The organism is Pseudooceanicola aestuariicola (genome assembly GCF_045763785.1).
GTDB lineage: Bacteria > Pseudomonadota > Alphaproteobacteria > Rhodobacterales > Rhodobacteraceae > Pseudooceanicola.
This window is the reverse complement of record NZ_JBJGSF010000004.1, coordinates 146,683-162,544: the sequence shown is the minus strand read 5'-3', so window position 1 is coordinate 162,544 and position 15,862 is coordinate 146,683. Positions and strand designations below refer to the sequence as shown.

Annotated in this window: 17 protein-coding genes; 16 read left to right on the top strand and 1 reads right to left on the bottom strand. The window is 59.9% G+C overall.

Annotation, left to right across the window (positions count from 1 at the left end; all coding sequences use genetic code 11):
* Positions 1-280: 280 nt before the first annotated feature.
* From ACI3GR_RS15660 to ACI3GR_RS15635, 6 genes are read left to right on the top strand one after another with little or no spacing between them, the layout of a single operon-like run.
* On the top strand, positions 281-1,267 hold the full coding sequence (locus tag ACI3GR_RS15660) for a TRAP transporter substrate-binding protein (protein ID WP_407495869.1): 987 nt from the start codon (positions 281-283) through the stop codon (positions 1,265-1,267).
* A gap of 52 nt (positions 1,268-1,319) precedes the next feature.
* A complete protein-coding gene (locus ACI3GR_RS15655; RefSeq protein ID WP_407495867.1) occupies positions 1,320-1,829 on the top strand; it encodes a TRAP transporter small permease in 510 nt (169 codons plus the stop codon).
* On the top strand, positions 1,826-3,124 hold the full coding sequence (locus ACI3GR_RS15650; RefSeq protein ID WP_407495865.1) for a TRAP transporter large permease: 1,299 nt from the start codon (positions 1,826-1,828) through the stop codon (positions 3,122-3,124). The genes ACI3GR_RS15655 and ACI3GR_RS15650 overlap by 4 nt, the downstream gene beginning before the upstream one ends.
* Positions 3,124-4,047: a D-2-hydroxyacid dehydrogenase gene (locus ACI3GR_RS15645; RefSeq protein ID WP_407495862.1), complete on the top strand. Its 924-nt coding sequence runs from the start codon at positions 3,124-3,126 to the stop codon at positions 4,045-4,047. Before ACI3GR_RS15650 ends, ACI3GR_RS15645 begins: the two co-directional genes overlap by 1 nt.
* On the top strand, positions 4,044-5,201 hold the full coding sequence (locus ACI3GR_RS15640; protein WP_407495859.1) for a M24 family metallopeptidase: 1,158 nt from the start codon (positions 4,044-4,046) through the stop codon (positions 5,199-5,201). The genes ACI3GR_RS15645 and ACI3GR_RS15640 overlap by 4 nt, the downstream gene beginning before the upstream one ends.
* Positions 5,202-5,210: 9 nt before the next feature.
* Entirely contained in the window at positions 5,211-6,176 is a 966-nt protein-coding gene (locus ACI3GR_RS15635) for an amidohydrolase family protein (RefSeq protein WP_407495856.1), read from the top strand.
* Between the two features lie 50 nt (positions 6,177-6,226).
* On the opposite strand, the gene ACI3GR_RS15630 is transcribed toward ACI3GR_RS15635, so the two are convergent.
* Positions 6,227-7,000 (bottom strand): IclR family transcriptional regulator, encoded by a 774-nt coding sequence (locus ACI3GR_RS15630; protein ID WP_407495854.1) that lies wholly within the window; start codon positions 6,998-7,000, stop codon positions 6,227-6,229.
* Positions 7,001-7,230: 230 nt separating this feature from the next.
* Here ACI3GR_RS15630 and ACI3GR_RS15625 point away from each other — a divergent pair, with 230 nt between their 5' ends.
* The 10 genes from ACI3GR_RS15625 to ACI3GR_RS15580 all read left to right on the top strand — a co-directional run bounded on the left by ACI3GR_RS15625 (position 7,231) and on the right by ACI3GR_RS15580 (position 15,862).
* Positions 7,231-8,067 carry a cyclase family protein gene (locus ACI3GR_RS15625; RefSeq protein ID WP_407495852.1) on the top strand — a complete coding sequence of 279 codons (837 nt, stop codon included), beginning with the start codon at positions 7,231-7,233 and terminating at the stop codon, positions 8,065-8,067.
* A gap of 108 nt (positions 8,068-8,175) precedes the next feature.
* On the top strand, positions 8,176-9,117 hold the full coding sequence (locus ACI3GR_RS15620) for an alpha/beta hydrolase (protein ID WP_407495849.1): 942 nt from the start codon (positions 8,176-8,178) through the stop codon (positions 9,115-9,117).
* Between the two features lie 10 nt (positions 9,118-9,127).
* A complete protein-coding gene (locus ACI3GR_RS15615; protein WP_407495847.1) occupies positions 9,128-9,475 on the top strand; it encodes a cupin domain-containing protein in 348 nt (115 codons plus the stop codon).
* Positions 9,475-10,272: an SDR family NAD(P)-dependent oxidoreductase gene (locus tag ACI3GR_RS15610; protein ID WP_407495845.1), complete on the top strand. Its 798-nt coding sequence runs from the start codon at positions 9,475-9,477 to the stop codon at positions 10,270-10,272. Before ACI3GR_RS15615 ends, ACI3GR_RS15610 begins: the two co-directional genes overlap by 1 nt.
* Before the next feature lie 4 nt (positions 10,273-10,276).
* The gene (locus tag ACI3GR_RS15605; protein WP_407495842.1) at positions 10,277-11,206 is read left to right on the top strand and encodes a 3-hydroxyacyl-CoA dehydrogenase family protein; all 930 of its coding nucleotides are present in this window, start codon (positions 10,277-10,279) and stop codon (positions 11,204-11,206) included.
* Positions 11,207-11,230: 24 nt separating this feature from the next.
* Positions 11,231-12,505, top strand: a complete 1,275-nt coding sequence (locus tag ACI3GR_RS15600) for an ABC transporter substrate-binding protein (RefSeq protein ID WP_407495840.1) — start codon at positions 11,231-11,233, stop codon at positions 12,503-12,505.
* Positions 12,506-12,556: 51 nt separating this feature from the next.
* A complete protein-coding gene (locus ACI3GR_RS15595; RefSeq protein WP_407495837.1) occupies positions 12,557-13,285 on the top strand; it encodes an ABC transporter ATP-binding protein in 729 nt (242 codons plus the stop codon).
* Positions 13,278-13,982, top strand: a complete 705-nt coding sequence (locus tag ACI3GR_RS15590) for an ABC transporter ATP-binding protein (protein ID WP_407495835.1) — start codon at positions 13,278-13,280, stop codon at positions 13,980-13,982. Before ACI3GR_RS15595 ends, ACI3GR_RS15590 begins: the two co-directional genes overlap by 8 nt.
* Before the next feature lie 3 nt (positions 13,983-13,985).
* Positions 13,986-14,849, top strand: coding sequence for a branched-chain amino acid ABC transporter permease (locus ACI3GR_RS15585; RefSeq protein ID WP_407495833.1), 864 nt, complete (start codon positions 13,986-13,988; stop codon positions 14,847-14,849).
* Positions 14,846-15,862 carry a branched-chain amino acid ABC transporter permease gene (locus ACI3GR_RS15580; protein WP_407495830.1) on the top strand — a complete coding sequence of 339 codons (1,017 nt, stop codon included), beginning with the start codon at positions 14,846-14,848 and terminating at the stop codon, positions 15,860-15,862. The genes ACI3GR_RS15585 and ACI3GR_RS15580 overlap by 4 nt, the downstream gene beginning before the upstream one ends.

Sequence of the window (15,862 nt, the reverse complement as noted above, 5' to 3'; positions counted from 1 at the left end):
GAAGCTTTGCGAAATGCGTGACTCTCGACTCTCCGACTGATCCGCATTGTGATACGACTGCATTCTTTTACGGATATTTGTTGACTGCAGTGCGGTGCATGTGCATCTCTTTGTGGGACGGGTATGAGGAGATGCCCGTCATCACGAACAGGTGGGCAGGGCATTTTGCCGGGCCTCACATGCGAACATTTCGACCGACCTGAATGCGCCGTCCCGTCAGCGTTGCACCGGACATGTCGCGTTGATCGGCGGGAACGTTCGCTTTCAGGGAGAGAAGAAAATGAAATTCTGGAATTCTGCAGCAGCCTTGGCGCTGATCACGGCGGGGATGACATCCCCGGTTGCCGCCGAGACACTGAAGGTCACGACCTTTTTGCCGCCGATGCACACCTTCGTGCGGGCCATTACGGCGTGGGGTGAAGAAATCAGCGAGAAATCAGGCGGGGAGCTGACGGTAGAAGTTTTCCCAGCCGCGCAACTTGGGCCGCCGCCGCGCCAGTTCGACCTTGTCCGGTCCGGTGGGGCAGATATCGGCATCTTTCTGCACGGGCTGACCCCGGGCCGCTTCCCGATGACCGAACTTGCGGGCCTGCCGCTGACCCATCCTTCTGCGGGTGATGACAGCTCAACAATGTCGCGCCGCCTGACGGAACTGGCGCCTGAGTATCTGGCCAGTGAACACGACGGGACGCGCATCCTGTGGCTTGCGGTGACGCCGCCGTTGAAAGTGCATTTCGCAGATACCGACCCGAGTGATCTAAGCAATCTTGAGGGCAAGCGACTGCGCTATGCCGGATCCACATGGCAAGCCATCTTTGAGGCGCTTGGCGCATCGCCTGTTCCCGTGCCGCCTGCCGAGTCTGCGGATGCAATGGGTAAGGGCGTAATTGACGGTGCATCCTTCCCGTTCGAAGCAGCAAAGGCTTTCGATCTGGCGCCAGTGTCGAATTATTCGATGGAGCCGGGCCTTGCTTCAGCAACCTTCGCGGTGGTGATGTCCGATGCCGCCTACAATCGTCTGACGCCAGAGATGCAGAAGATCGTGGACGAAACGACCGGACCGGATCGCGCTGCTTGGTTCGGTGAAATGTGGGACGAAGGCGAGACCGAAGGTCGCCAGTACATGGTCGATGCGGGTGTGAACATCGTTCAGCTTAGCGACGACCAACAGGCAGAGTTGAAGAAGACCTTCAGCGGCATTGTTGACGGGGCGATCAGCGGCGTCGGCGGTGACGCTCAGTCTTTCGTAGACGCCTACACCAAATAACAGGTGACCCGGCCCGCAATATGATCGGGCCGGGTCCGACCGGAGGCGTTGCATGGCAGAGCAAATCGAAAAATCTGGCGTCGTGATCCGTTTTATGCACGGTATTGCTGGTCTGGGACTGATTGTAATGATGTTGGTGGTTGTCGCCGATGTCGTACTGAGGGCAGTGTTTAATTTTCCCGTTCAGGGGGCTTATGACGTCGTCAGCATTTCGTTGCTGATCATGACCTTCTTTGGCATCGCGCCGGTCGTCGCGACCCGGCGTGAAATCCTGATTGACCTTATCGATGGTTTTCTACCCCCATTCGCATTGCGCGTGATCGGGGTGGTTGCAGCCTTGCTGGGCCTTTTGATCTTTGCCTTTTTCGGCTGGTCCATGATCGCGCCCGCCATGGACGCGTGGAACTGGGGTGAGCAGTCATTGGAACTGGGCATTCCGAAATGGCCGCTCTGGGTCGTTGCGTTCGTCGGTCTGATCGGGATCGGTTGGGCGTTCTTGGTGCAGCTTACGGCTGCCGCGCGTCGTCCATCGTCTGCGCCGGATGAGGAGGGCGGGTTGTGAGCAGTTTCGCGCTTGGCCTCAGCGGCGTCGGCCTACTTTTGATCCTGCTGTTCCTGCGTCAGCCGGTTTGGCTTGCCCTTGCGCTGATCGGGGTGGGGGGCAACGCGCTGTTGAATAGCGTGATGTTCGCCAAGTTCACTGCTGGCACCACGGTATTCGACGTGGCGTCGAACTATAACCTCTCGGTCATTCCGCTGTTCATCCTGATGGGAGAAATCGCAACCGGATCGCGCATCTCGTCCGAGTTGTTCAATGCCGCCCGTGTGCTGTTGTCGGGGCTGCGCGGTGGGCTTGCGGTCGCGGCCATCGCCGCGTCGGGCGCGTTTGGTGCAATTTGCGGGTCTTCGGTTGCCACGGCGGCCAGCATGACACGCATTGCCATGCCCGAAATGAAAAAGGCCGGATACCGGCAAAGTTTCTCGGCTGCCTCTGTTGCCGCGGGCGGATCGCTTGGCATCCTGATTCCGCCGTCCATTATCCTCGTGATTTACGGGTCGATCACTGAAACTTCGGTGGCCCGACTGTTTGCGGCCTCTATGCTGCCCGGCATTCTGCTGTTGCTGTTTTACGTTGCCGTGGCGATCTGGGTTGCGCAGCGATCCGGGGCTGCGCCGAAGGATCCTGCGGCCAGCCTGAAGGAACGGCTCAAAGCGCTGAAAGATCCGTGGCAGTTCATCCTGCTGTTCACCCTGACCATCGGCGGCATCTACGCTGGCCTTTTCAGCCCGACCGAAGCCGCATCAATCGGGGCCTTCGGTGCCATTGTTCTGGGGTTCCTCAACCGGAGCCTTGATCTGGCGGGGCTGGTCGCCTCGGTTCGCAGCAGCGTCCTGATCTCTTGTGCGCTTTTCATGATCATCATCGGGGCCACCATGTTTTCGGTCTTTGTCGTGCAGACACGGCTGCCGGACACCCTGCTGCGCCTTGCGCAGGATGCACAGCTAAGCGTCTGGGTCGTCATGGCCCTGATCGTCGTGATTTACATTGTTCTTGGATGTTTCCTTGAAGGCATCGGCATGGTCCTGATCACGGTTCCGGTCTTCCTGCCGGTGGTGGTCGGCTACGGCTTTGACCCGATCTGGTTCGGTGTGTTGGTGGTGCTGCTGGTCGAACTGGGTCTGATCACGCCGCCTGTCGGTATGAACCTGTTCATTATCCGCGCGCAGGTGCCCGACCTTGCGATGAAAGACATCTACAAGGGGATCACACCGTTCCTGATCGCACCCTTGCTGCTGATCGCGATGCTATTCATCGCGCCGGCGCTGGCGCTTTGGTTGCCGGGAGTTCTTTATTGATGCGGGTCCTTATCTTTGACAGCCAGGCCGATTACTATGCCTCAAGACTGCAAAATCAGGTCCCGGGGCCTGACTATATAACCGCGACCAGCATTGATGACGCGCTTGAAAAGGCCCCCGGGACCGAGGTGATCGTAGCGCTGGCACCTTATGTCACGCCCGAGCTGATTGCGGCGGCCTCTGATCTGCGGTGGATTCAGGCGCTGACCACTGGGGTCGACAATTTGATGTCGCTCGATGGGATCGCAGTCACCAACTGCAAGGGTATCCACGGGCCGCAGATGTCGGAGATGGCTATTCTGCTGATGATGGCCTCGGCGCGGAATTTTCCCGCTGTGCAGGACAACCAGAAAACCAAAACGTGGGAGCGCTGGCCGCAACCTTTGCTGGCCGGAAAAACCGCTTGCCTGGTTGGGGTCGGCGCAATCTCTGAACACCTCGCAGGCCTTCTGAACGCGTTCGGGATGACTGTGACAGGTGTGACCGGACGCGCCTCGGTGCCCGGTTTTGCACGGACCTTTCCTCGGGATCGGCTGCACGATGCGCTAGCAGAGGCGGACTTTGTCGTTCTGCTAACGCCCTACACGCCCGAGACGCACAATCTGATCGATGCAGAGGCTTTGAAGGCCATGAAACCGACGGCGCATCTGATCAACCTTAGCCGCGGGGGGTGTCTGGACGAAAACGCAGTGGCGGCGGCGCTTGCCAACGGCACGATCGCCGGGGCCGCGCTGGATGTCTTTTCGCAGGAACCGCTGCCTGCAGAAAGCCCGCTTTGGTCTCAGGAAGGGCTGATCATCACGCCGCATCTGGGCGGTTTCGCAGATGTGTACCACGAACAGGCGCTGCCGATCGTTGCCTCAAATATGGCTGTCTACCTTGAAGGTGGGGTCGATGCGCTGAAGGGGAGGATGGACCCGTGACAATTTCACCGATTTCCGACACGGAAATGGAACGCCGCTGGTCATTGGCCCGCCGGGTGATGGAGGCCGAGGGACTAGAGGCGCTGATCATGCACGGGCGTGAAGACTGGATCGGGGGATACGTCCGCTGGTTCACGGATGTGCCCGCGTTGAACGGCTATCCCCGTACCGTCATTTTCTTTGCCGACCGTCCGATGGTGGTGATCGAAATGGGGGCGTTCGGGACAGACCGAGGCCCTTTGCCGCATGACCGCGGAGTCGAGCGTGTTCTGGGCACACCGTCATTCCATTCAATCCACTACACGGTCGATTATGACACCAGTCTAATGATCGAAGCTTTGACGGACGCCGGGGTTCAGCGCATCGGCGCCCTGTCTCCGGCCAGCTTTCCTTATGGCATGATGGCCGCGCTGAAAGCGGGATTTCAGGTCGCGGATGCCAGCGATCCGCTGGACGCGGTCAAGGCGGTGAAAAGCGCGGAAGAAATCGCACTGATCGAACAGATCGCTCTGATGCAGGACAAGGTTTTTGCGGAACTGTGCGATTTCATCCGGCCCGGCATGACCGACCGCGATGTGGCCGCCCATGCCGAGGCGCACGCCCGCCGTCTTGGCAGCGATCAGGGGATCGTTTTGGGCATGTCGGCCCGGCAGGGCGAACCATCGCGGTTCATGGGGCGTCATTTTCAGGAACGCGAATTGGCCAAAGGCGACCACATGTCGGTGCTGATCGAGGTCAACGGCCCCGGCGGCGCCTACTTGGAAATCGCGCGTACCATGGTTCTGGGCAAGGCACAGGATCATTTGCACGAAGCTTTCGCCAATGTGCTGGCAGCGCAGGACAACACGCTGTCACTGATGAAACCCGGCGCGGATCCCGCGGCGATTGCCAAGGCGCATGATGATTGGATGGTCGCCCGCGGTCTGCCGCCGGAAACCCGGCTTTATGCGCACGGGCAGGGGTGTGAAATGGTCGAAAGGCCACTGATCCGCCACGACGAAACCCTACCGCTGGCCGAGGGCATGCTGTTCGCAGTGCACCCGGGCTACGACGATGGGACGGTGTTTGCCGTGATTTGCGACAATTACATGATCGGGCCGGATGGCCCCGGCGATTGCCTGCACAAAACCGAAAAGAAAATCTTCGAACTGTAAGGAAAGACGATGAGCCAGACGCCAAAAATTGCGCTTGAAGAGCACTTCATGCACCCGGATTTCGTCCAATACTTTGCCACTACTTCGACGAATATCTCGCCCGCGCTGTTCGGCAAGGCGAAGGACGCGCTGTTGGATTTCGGTGATCGCCGGATCGAGGCGATGGACAGCATCGGGGTTGAAAAAGCCGTGTTGTCGCTGTCCGGGCCGGGGGTTCAGGCAGAAAAGCGGGTCGATACGGCGGTGCAGCTTGCCAGAAAGGTCAACGACTTTCTGGCCGAGGAAATGGCGAAGAAACCCGACCGCTATGGCGGCTTTGCACATCTTGCCATGCAGGATCCGGCCGGGGCTGCAGACGAACTAGAGCGCTGCGTCAAAGACCTTGGAATGCAGGGTGCCATGATCAACGGTCAAACGGGCGGCACCTATCTGGACGACGACCGCTATGCGGTATTCTGGGAACGCGCGGCCGATTTGGAGGCGCCGATATATATCCATCCCAACAACCCGCCAGAACGTGTGCATATGTACCACGACCACCCGGAACTATATGGTCCTGTCTGGTCATGGACGGTCGAAACCGCGACCCATGCCCTGCGATTGGTGTTTTCGGGGACCTTTGATCGTTTCCCCGGGGCCAAACTGATCCTTGGCCATCTGGGTGAAAATCTTCCCTTCATGCTGTGGCGTCTGGACAGCCGGTGGGAGATTTCGAACCGGGGCGACATGACGCTGGATCTGAAGCCATCGGATTATTTCAAACGCAATATCTGGCTGACGACGTCTGGCATGTGTGACGACGTCCCGCTGCGGTGTTCCATCGACGCTATGGGCCAGGATCGCATCATGTTCAGCGTCGATTACCCGTTTGAGCACCCCGAAGAGGCAGGCAAATGGATCGAAGCTGCCCCGCTAAGCGATGACGAGCGTCAGAAGGTTTGCCACCAGAATGCGCGGAGTCTTCTGGGACTTTGACCCCCTGCTGGTGCCGGACCTGATTTATGGGTCCGGCACGGCTTGCAGGATCAACCTTCCTGATCGCCCAGTAGCTGCTTGATGCGCCGTGCCGCGTTCTGCAATTCGGTTACGACACGCTCCTTTTCGCGGTCGAACCGGGTCGCGGGGACCGGGACGGAAATGGCGTGGATGCCACCACCCGGCGCCCTGAACGCTGTTCCGACCGCACAGATCCCATCCGTGTGTTCGCCGATGTCAAAGGCCAGCCGGTCTTGGCGGATGGTTTCCAATTCTGGGCCCAGCTCGCTCCAGCGATCGGGCAGTCCGGCTTTTTCCCATTCACGGCTGGCCCGCGCGCGCGCCTCTTCGGTGGTCAGCAGGGACAGCGCTGCCTTACCGTTCGCCGTGGTGGCCAGCGGGAAAACATCACCCACCGCGGAAATCGTGCGCAGGCGATGGCTGCCCGGAACCTGATCCAGAAAGATGATCTGTTCACCGCGAAGGACCGACAGGTCTGCAGTCTCGCCAGTAGATTGGGCCAGTTCGATCAGGCAGGGGCGGCACAGTTCTACCGTGTCGAAACTGGCCGCTTTGGCTAGGCTGGTGACCTCGGGTCCAAGACGGAAACCGCCGTTGCCCAGCATGATGACCAAACGTTCATCCTGAAGCGCCGCCACGATTCGCTGCACCGTTGAGCGGGCCAGTCCAACTTTCTCTGCGATCTGGCCAAGCGACATACCAGTCGGATCATCGCGCAACGTCCGCAGAATTGTAGCAGCCCTTCCAATGACCTGAATTCCGTTTCGTTGCATGGCCTTAGGCGCATTTTCGATATCGTTCATCTGGGCCTTCCATCGTCAACTTTGTCCCCTGTTGCCATCAATACCACAGAAAATCTAGCGAAAAACGAACCGCCATGTGATACACCCGCACGCAGTCGCAGGAAATGTATTGACTACAATACGGTGCATATGCATCTCTATGCGAGACGGGTGGGAGGAACATCCAGACATTTCAATTGAAGGAACGCGGCGGCCAAAGGGTCCGTCCGCGAACAGGAAAGGAGCGCCCGATGGTCACGATCCGCGGCATCGATTTTGAAGAAAACACCAACAACTCGATGGGACTCGAGTTCTATAACCTGAGCCATCGCTTCGGTTTCCAGAACCCGAACTGGCCCTATTTCGAAGACACCAAGATCGAGCGTATTCACTACATGGCGAAATCCGGGGTGCTGAGCCAGCGGATCACCACGACGATGCATGCGACCACGCATATCGACGCGCCGGCCCACGTGGTTCAGGGCACGCCCTTCATCGACGAAGTTCCGCTGCCGCATTTCTTCGGTACTGGCATCGTTGTCGACATGCCCAAGAAGTACTGGGAGCCGATCACCGGCGACGATCTGGAAAAGGCCTGCGGCGATGCGATCCGTCCCGGTGATGTGCTGATCGTCAATACGGGCTGGCACAAGCGATACGAAGACGGTGACTATTTCGCCTATTGCCCCGGCTTTGTGAAATCCGCTGGTGAATGGATGGTCGAGAAGAAGATCAAGGTCGTCGGTCACGACACGCAGGCCAACGACCACCCGCTGGCCACCGCCATCGGCCCGCAGCGCAACGGTCCGCTGCTGCCGCATCTGGAGCAGGAATATAAGGAATGGTCGGGCGGCCGTGGCTGGGAAGAAGATTTCCCGGAGTGGGAGCCGGTCCACAACGTTCTGTTCAAGAACGGGATCCTTGGGATCGAAAACGTCGGTGGCGATTTGGACGCGGTGACTGGCAAGCGCTGCACCTTCGCTTTCTTCCCTTGGAATTGGGATCGGGGCGACGGCTGTATCATCCGCTTGGTCGCAATGATCGACAAGGGCCAGAACTACCGGATCGAGGCGGGCGAAAGCTTCTAAGACCGAACCGGGGGCAGCTGCCTGCCCCCGGCATTTCGCCCGTGCCCCGAAAGAGGGCTGCAGGCGAACCGGGCGGCGGGGAGACCGCCCTTCAAGGGAGGATTTTCTATGAAGACGTTCGGGATTGCAGCGTTCTGCGTGGCCGGTCTTGTCACGCCAGCCGCCGCTCAGGTGTCGGCCACGCCAGAAGTCGCAGGGCAACTGGCCGCACTTGGCAAAGAACTTAGCCGCGAGATGGTCGGCGGCACGATGAAGCTGTACGGGCCACTACACGCGACAGAAACCGACGAAGGCCTGACCGTCGAACGTGACATCAGCTACGGCGGTCACGAGCGGCAAAAGCTGGACATCTTCGCACCTGAGGATACCAGCGTGTTGAAGCCGGTTATGGTCTTTGCCCATGGTGGCGGCTTTGTGCGTGGCGACAAGGGTGGCGCGCAGAATATCGGACGTGCTTTTGCCCGAGAGGGCGTGGTCACGATCACAATGAATTACCGTTTCGCACCCGAGGCCACCTGGCCGTCCGGGGCCGAAGACGTCAGCGGCGTCCTGTCGTGGATCGCCGAAAATGCCCAAAGCTATGGCGGGGACCCGGACAAGGTCTTCCTCTCCGGCAATTCGGCTGGATCCGTCCATGTCGCGGACTATGCCTTCCATGAGGAATTCCAGCGCGAAGATGACGGCGTTATCGGGGTCATTTTGATCTCCCCACCCGCGATTGATCTGACGGGGCGTGAGCTCGATCCGCAGCGGGATGCGCTTTACTTCGGGCCGGACGGGGACCGTGCGGCGCAGTCGATTATCAATGCACTGGACGGTCGCAAATTGCCCGTTCTGATTGCCTACGCAGAGAATGAGCCCGAACTGATCATGAACCAGACCCGGATCCTGATCGACGGCCTTACCGCCCGGGATGGACGTCTGCCGCTGGTCACCGGCGTTCCAGGACACAACCACATCTCGATTGTCGAGCATATCGGAACGGCGGATCAGTCGCTGACGACCGACATGCTGGATTTCATTAAGACCGTCGAATTTACGGCGGAGTGAAGAGGCTCACATGTTGATTAAACGCTTCGAAGACGCCCAGGGCTATGATGCCCCGAACCACTGGGGGGTCGCAGGTCTGCGCCTTCAGGGGTTTGAAGAGGGCGGCCCGACCAACCAATGGATCGGCTACAGTCAATTCCTACCGGGCGGAGGGGCAGGGCCCGACTCCACCCCGTTCGAGAAAGTCTACGTCGTTCTGGAAGGCGAGATGACGCTGGAGTGGGACGGCAAGACCGAAGTGCTGCGCGCCATGGACAGCTGCACCGTGCTGCCCGGTCAGGAACGTCGCATCGAAAACAAGTCAAACCACGTCTGCAAGATGCTGGTCGTGATCCCTTATCCGCCGGAGGCCAAATAATGAACGCGATGTCCAATCCCCTGTCGATGTTCGATGTCAAAGATAAGGTTGCGCTGATCACCGGGGCATCTGGTGCCTTTGGTATGGTGGCCGCGCGCGTGCTAGCGGGTGCCGGGTGCAAGCTGGTGCTGGCGGCCGGGTCCGCCGATGCCCTGTCCGATATTGCTAATGAATGCCGCGACATGGGTGCGGATGTGACCGAGGTCAACGCCCGCCCCAGTGACGAAGCCGCCTGCACCGATATGGTGGCAAAAGCGGTCGATGCTTACGGCTCGCTTGATATTCTCGTTGTCGCGTCGGGCATGAACAAGGTGGCCAAGATAGACGAAATGTCTTTGGACACCTTCACGACCGTTATGGATGCAAACGTCACTCAAAGCTGGTTGCTGGCCAAGGCTGCGACGGTGCAGATGAAGGCGCAGGGAACTGGCGGCAAGATCGTTCTGGTATCGTCGGCGCGTGGGCTTTTGGGACATCCGGCAGGTTACACTGCCTATTGCGCGTCCAAGGCGGCTGTGGACGGGATCACCAAGGCGCTTGGCTGCGAACTTGGCCCCACCGGCATCACTGTGAACGCCATTGCGCCGACCGTGTTCCGCAGCCCGCTGACGGGGTGGATGTTCGAAGACACGGACGAAGCCAAGGCGGTCCGCGACGGATTTCTGACCCGCGTTCCCAAAGGGCGGCTAGGAGAGCCAGAAGACCTGGCGGGACCGCTGCTGTTCCTGTCGTCCAAGGCCTGTGATTTCTACACCGGTCACATTCTTTATGCCGACGGCGGCTACACGGCAGGCTGATCTGATGACCGCAAAGAACCAACAGATTGCCGTCATTGGGGCAGGGCTTATGGGTCATGGCATCGCGCTGGTTATGGCGCGGGCCGGACAATACGTCGCCATCACTGATCCGGTCCCCGAAGCGCGCGACGCGCTGCCAAGCCGGGTCAGCGCGTCATTGCGTCTGATGGGCGAGGACGATGCCCAGATCGCCAAGATCCTCAAGCGCATCGAAGTGATGCCCGACACCGCCAGCGCGGTTGAAAAGGCGGCGTTCGTTTTCGAAGCTGCCCCGGAAAAGCTGGAGCTGAAGCAGTCAATTTTTGCCGAGATCGAGGCCCACGCCCCGGCTGATTGCATATTGGCGTCAAATACCAGTGTGATGCCGATCACCAAGATCATGGGTGGTTTAACCTCCAAAGGTCGCGCCCTTGGCACCCATTGGTGGAACCCCCCCCACATGATCCCGCTGGTCGAGGTCATTCGCACTGAATGGACCGACGATGCTGCGATGGACGCCACGATGGCGCTTTTGGCGGATGCGGGCAAAACCCCGGTTCGCGTCGAAAAGGATGTGCCGGGGTTCATCGGGAACCGGATGCAACACGCCCTGTGGCGCGAAGCGATTTCGCTGGTTGAGCGCGGCATCTGTGATGCCGAAGCGGTGGATACCGTGGTGAAATCCTGTTTCGGACGGCGTTTGTCGGTGCTGGGCCCGTTGGAAAACGCGGACTTGGTGGGCACAGACCTGACGCTGGACATCCACAATCAGGTGCTGGCCGATCTGGAACATCGGCCCGGCCCTTCGCCGCTGCTGGAACAGATGGTGGCGGACGGCAAACTGGGCATGAAGTCTTCAGAAGGCTTTCGCCGCTGGACGCCGGAGGAAGCTCAGGCGGTCAGGGATCGTGTGACGACCCACCTTAGCCGGCTTGAGACGATATTGGAAAAATAGACACCAACTCGGGAGGAACGTGTCATGACCAAACTTACCATCAGCCGAAGGGGCTTTTTATCAGGGACAGCATCTGTCCTTGCCGCCCCGGCAATCCTGCGCGCAACCCGCGCCTATGCGGCCAATCCGACGCTTAAGGTCGGCCACGTCAGCCCCCGCACTGGACCGCTTGCTGGTTTTGCCGAAGCTGACGAGTACATCATCGATGCCATCACCCAGAAATTTGCTGGTGGGATCGAGAACAACGGCAAGATGTGGAACATCGAGATCATCTCGAAAGACAGCCAGTCGAACCCCAACCGTGCCGCCGAAGTGGCAAGCGAGCTGATTCTTTCGGACGAGGTCGACATCATCGTCGCCGCCTCGACCCCTGACACGGTAAACCCGGTGGCCGATCAGGCCGAGATCAACGAGGTTCCCTGCATCACGACCGACTGCCCGTGGCAGCCCTATTTCTTTGGTCGCGGTGGGAATCCGGCAGAAGGCTTCAACTACACGTACCACTTCTTCTGGGGCCTCGAAGATGTCATCGCCGCCTTCTTGGATATGTGGGGCAATTCCGGCGTGGCCAAGACGGTCGGCGGGCTTTTCCCGAACGATGCGGATGGCAACGCCTGGGGCGATCCGGAACTGGGCCTGCCCAAGCCGCTGGCCGCCGCGGGCTATGATCTGGTCGATCCGGGTCGGTATCAGCCGCTGTCGGATGACTTTTCGAACTATATCAACGCTTTCAAGGATGCGGGCTGCGAGATTGTCACCGGCAACATGATCCCGCCGGATTTTGCGACCTTCTGGTCTCAGGCCGCGCAACAGGGGTTCAACCCCAAGATTGTCACGATCGGCAAGGCGCTGCTTTTCCCGTCGGTGATCGAAGGGCTGGGCGACCGGGGCATTGGCCTCAGTTCCGAGGTCTGGTGGTCGCCGTCGCACCCGTTCAATTCGTCTCTGACCGGGGCCTCCGCGAAAGAACTGGCGGATGGCTATACCGCAGCAACGGGCCGTCCATGGACACAGCCGATCGGATTCAAACACGCGCTGTTCGAAGTGGTGGCCGACGTCGTGTCCCGGTCCGAAGACCCGGAGGACTATGAAGCCAACCTTGCAGCCATCGCGGCCACCAACATGTCGACTATCGTCGGCGACGTGAACTGGTCGAATGGCCCGGTCAAGAATGTTACCAAGACACCGCTTGTCGCAGGCCAGTGGCAGAAGGACGGGGACGGGATCGATCTGAAAATCGTGGCAAATGGCCCTGCACCGATCATCCCGACGACCGGCGACCTTCAGTTGCTGGGATAAGGCCGACAGGGCGGTTCGTAAAAACGAACCGCCCCCGGATTGCGGACGGACATGACAGTTATCCTTGAACTTCAGAATGTACGGAAAGCGTTCGGCGCCGTCGTTGTCGCCGACGACCAGTCCTGGGCGCTGGAAGAGGGCGAAGCGCTTGGCGTGCTTGGCCCCAACGGTGCGGGTAAGACATCCATGTTCAACCTTGTGACGGGTACCTTGCCGCCGGACGGTGGACGCATCCGGTTCGACGGGCAGGACATCACCAAATGGCCTGCGGCCAAACGGTGTCGCGCCGGGCTGGCCCGAAGCTTTCAGGTGCCACAGCCGTTTTCCGGCATGACGATCTATGAAAACACCTATGTCGCCGCGACGCAGGGGGCAGGGCTTTCCGGTCACGAGGCCGAAGCCCTGTGCCTTGACGTGCTTGAGCGTACGGGACTGTTGGCCAAGGCTAATACTATGGCCGGAAGCCTGACGTTGCTGGAACGCAAACGACTGGAATTAAGCCGTGCAATGTGCGCGAAACCGAAGGTTCTGCTGCTGGATGAAATCGCCGGTGGTCTGACCGAAGACGAATGCCAATCGCTGATCGGAACGATCAAGGCGCTGCGGGAAACCGGCATCTCGATCGTCTGGATTGAACACGTGGTCCATGCGCTTCTGGCCGTCGTGGACCGTCTTATCGTCATCGATTTTGGCCGCAAGATCGCCGAAGGAGAGCCACGCGCCATCATGGAAAGCAAAGAGGTCAAGGAAATCTATCTAGGGATCGAAGCTGATGCCTGATCCTATCCTGTCGATTTCCGGTCTCGACGCCCACTACGGGGATTTTCAGGCGCTTTATGGCGTCGACATGGAGGTCCTGTCCGGTGAGGTCATCGCGGTAATCGGCGCCAATGGCGCTGGTAAGACGACGTTGATGCGGTCGATCTCGGGCCTGCTGAAAAACGCACCCGAGGCGGTACGCTGGAAGGGGAACCCAGTCGGCGCGCTGCGTGCGGATCAGGTGGCGCAGCAGGGGATCGCGCTGGTACCCGAAGGGCGGATGTTGTTCCCTTCGCTGTCGGTCGAAGAAAACCTGATTATCGGCGGGCAATCGGGCCGCAGCGGTCCGTGGAACTTGCGGCGTGTTTTTGACCTGTTCCCGATCCTGGAAGACCGCCGGGCCGTGCCCGCGACGGCCCTGTCTGGGGGGCAACAGCAGATGGTCGCGATTGGTCGTGCGCTGATGTCGAACCCTGACCTGCTGTTGATGGACGAAATCAGCCTTGGCCTAGCCCCGGTGATCATCAAATCGATTTACGAGGCGTTGCCGGGGATCGTCGGCGAAGGTCTGACCGCCGTGGTCGTCGAACAGGACATCGCCAAGGCTTTGTCCGTCTCGTCGCGGGTTTACTGCCTTCAGGAAGGCCGTGTCACGTTGGAAGGCGCCAGCGACACAGTGGCCCGCGAAGACATCAGCCGCGCATATTTCGGAGTATAACGAATGGACTGGCTGAACGCTGTCGTACAAGGAATTCTGCTGGGCGGGCTCTATGCCCTCTTTGCTGCTGGGCTGTCATTGATCTTTGGGGTCATGCGGCTTGTGAATATCGCTCATGGCGATCTGATCGTGCTGAGCGCCTATATCGCCCTTACCGCCGCAGTTATGCTGGGATTGCACCCCTTGCTGGCGCTGGTGGTGGTCGTCCCGGTCATGGCGTCCTTCGGATATGGGCTGCAACGGCTGGTTCTGAACCAGACCATGGGCGGGGACATCCTGCCACCACTACTTGTGACATTTGGCCTGTCGGTGATTATCCAGAACGCCCTGTTGCTCGCCTACACGGCCGATCCGCAGAAACTTCAGGCCGGTGCGTTGGAAGTGGCCAGCGTGGACGTCGGTCCGGTGACGCTTGGGGTTATGCCGCTGCTGACCTTCGGGATTGCAGTGGCGGTGATCGCGGGGTTGCAGTGGATGTTCTATCACACGGCGCTTGGCCGGGCGTTTCGCGCGACCTCTGACCTGCAGGACATCGCGCAACTGATGGGACTGAACCGATCGCATGTCTTTGGCATGGCAATGGCCCTGTCGCTGGCGGTGACGGCGGTCGCGGGCGTCTGCCTTGGCATCCGGACATCCTTTGATCCGGCCATCGGCGGGTCGCGCCTGATCTTCGGGTTTGAGGCGGTCATCATCGGCGGGCTGGGCAACCTTTGGGGCACGCTTGCCGGTGGGGTCATCCTTGGCGTTGCGCAGACCATCGGGGCCAAGATCAATCCCGGTTATCAGGTGTTGGCGGGGCACATCGTCTTTCTGATTATCCTTGCCGTGCGCCCCCGCGGCCTGTTCCCGAGGATCGACGGATGAGCCAGTTGCACGTATCCCGCATGACCCGCCTGTCGACCATTGCGATGGTCCTTGCCGCGCTGATCGTTCTGGTTATGGCCGCCGCGCCCTATTGGGCATCGCGCGCCGACCTGCGGCTTTTCGGGGAAATCTTCCTCTATATGTCGCTCGCGTCGCTCTGGAACCTGATGGCGGGCTATGCCGGTTTGGTTTCGGTCGGGCAGCAGGCCTATGTCGGCTTGGGCGGCTATTTGTTCTTTGCGCTCACGATGCTCTGGGGGGTCCATCCCTACGTCGCCCTGCCGATCGCGGCCGCCGTTGGTGCGGTGGTTGCAGCGCCTGTCGCGGTGCTGATCTTCAGACTTCGAGGCGCTTATTTCGCCATCGGCACATGGGTGGTTGCCGAGGTGTTCCGCCTGACCGCGTCTCAGGTGTCGGCCCTTGGCGGCGGGTCGGGCACTTCGCTTCCTGTGAATATCGTGAAATCGCTGGCCGATGGACGGTCAGCACGAGAGGCGCTTGCCTATTGGCTGGCGCTTGGCGTGGCGGTTATCGTGATCGGGGCGGTCGTCTGGGTTCTGAGATCCCGCCAAGGCGTGGCACTCACCGCGATCCGCGACAATGAACTGGCGGCCAAATCGCTTGGTATCGACATCTGGCGCACCAAGTTCGTGGTCTATGTCGTCACGGGCGGCCTGACCGCTTTGGTCGGCGCGCTGATCTTCCTGCAAAAGATCCGCATTTCTCCAGACGCGGCATTCAGCGTCAACGACTGGACGGCCTTTGTCATCTTTATCGTTGTCATCGGCGGCATCGGCACGGTCGAAGGCCCGATCATCGGCACGCTGGTCTACTTCCTTCTGCGCGAAACGCTGGCCGACCTTGGCACCGTCTACCTTATTGCGCTCGGCCTTGTCGCCATTCTGATCATGTTGAAATCGCCCAAAGGCCTCTGGGGCCTGATCCGTGGTGCATCGGGGCGGGAACTGTTCCCGCTGTCCCGTCGCGTCCAAGAGCAAAATAAAGGAGTCTGA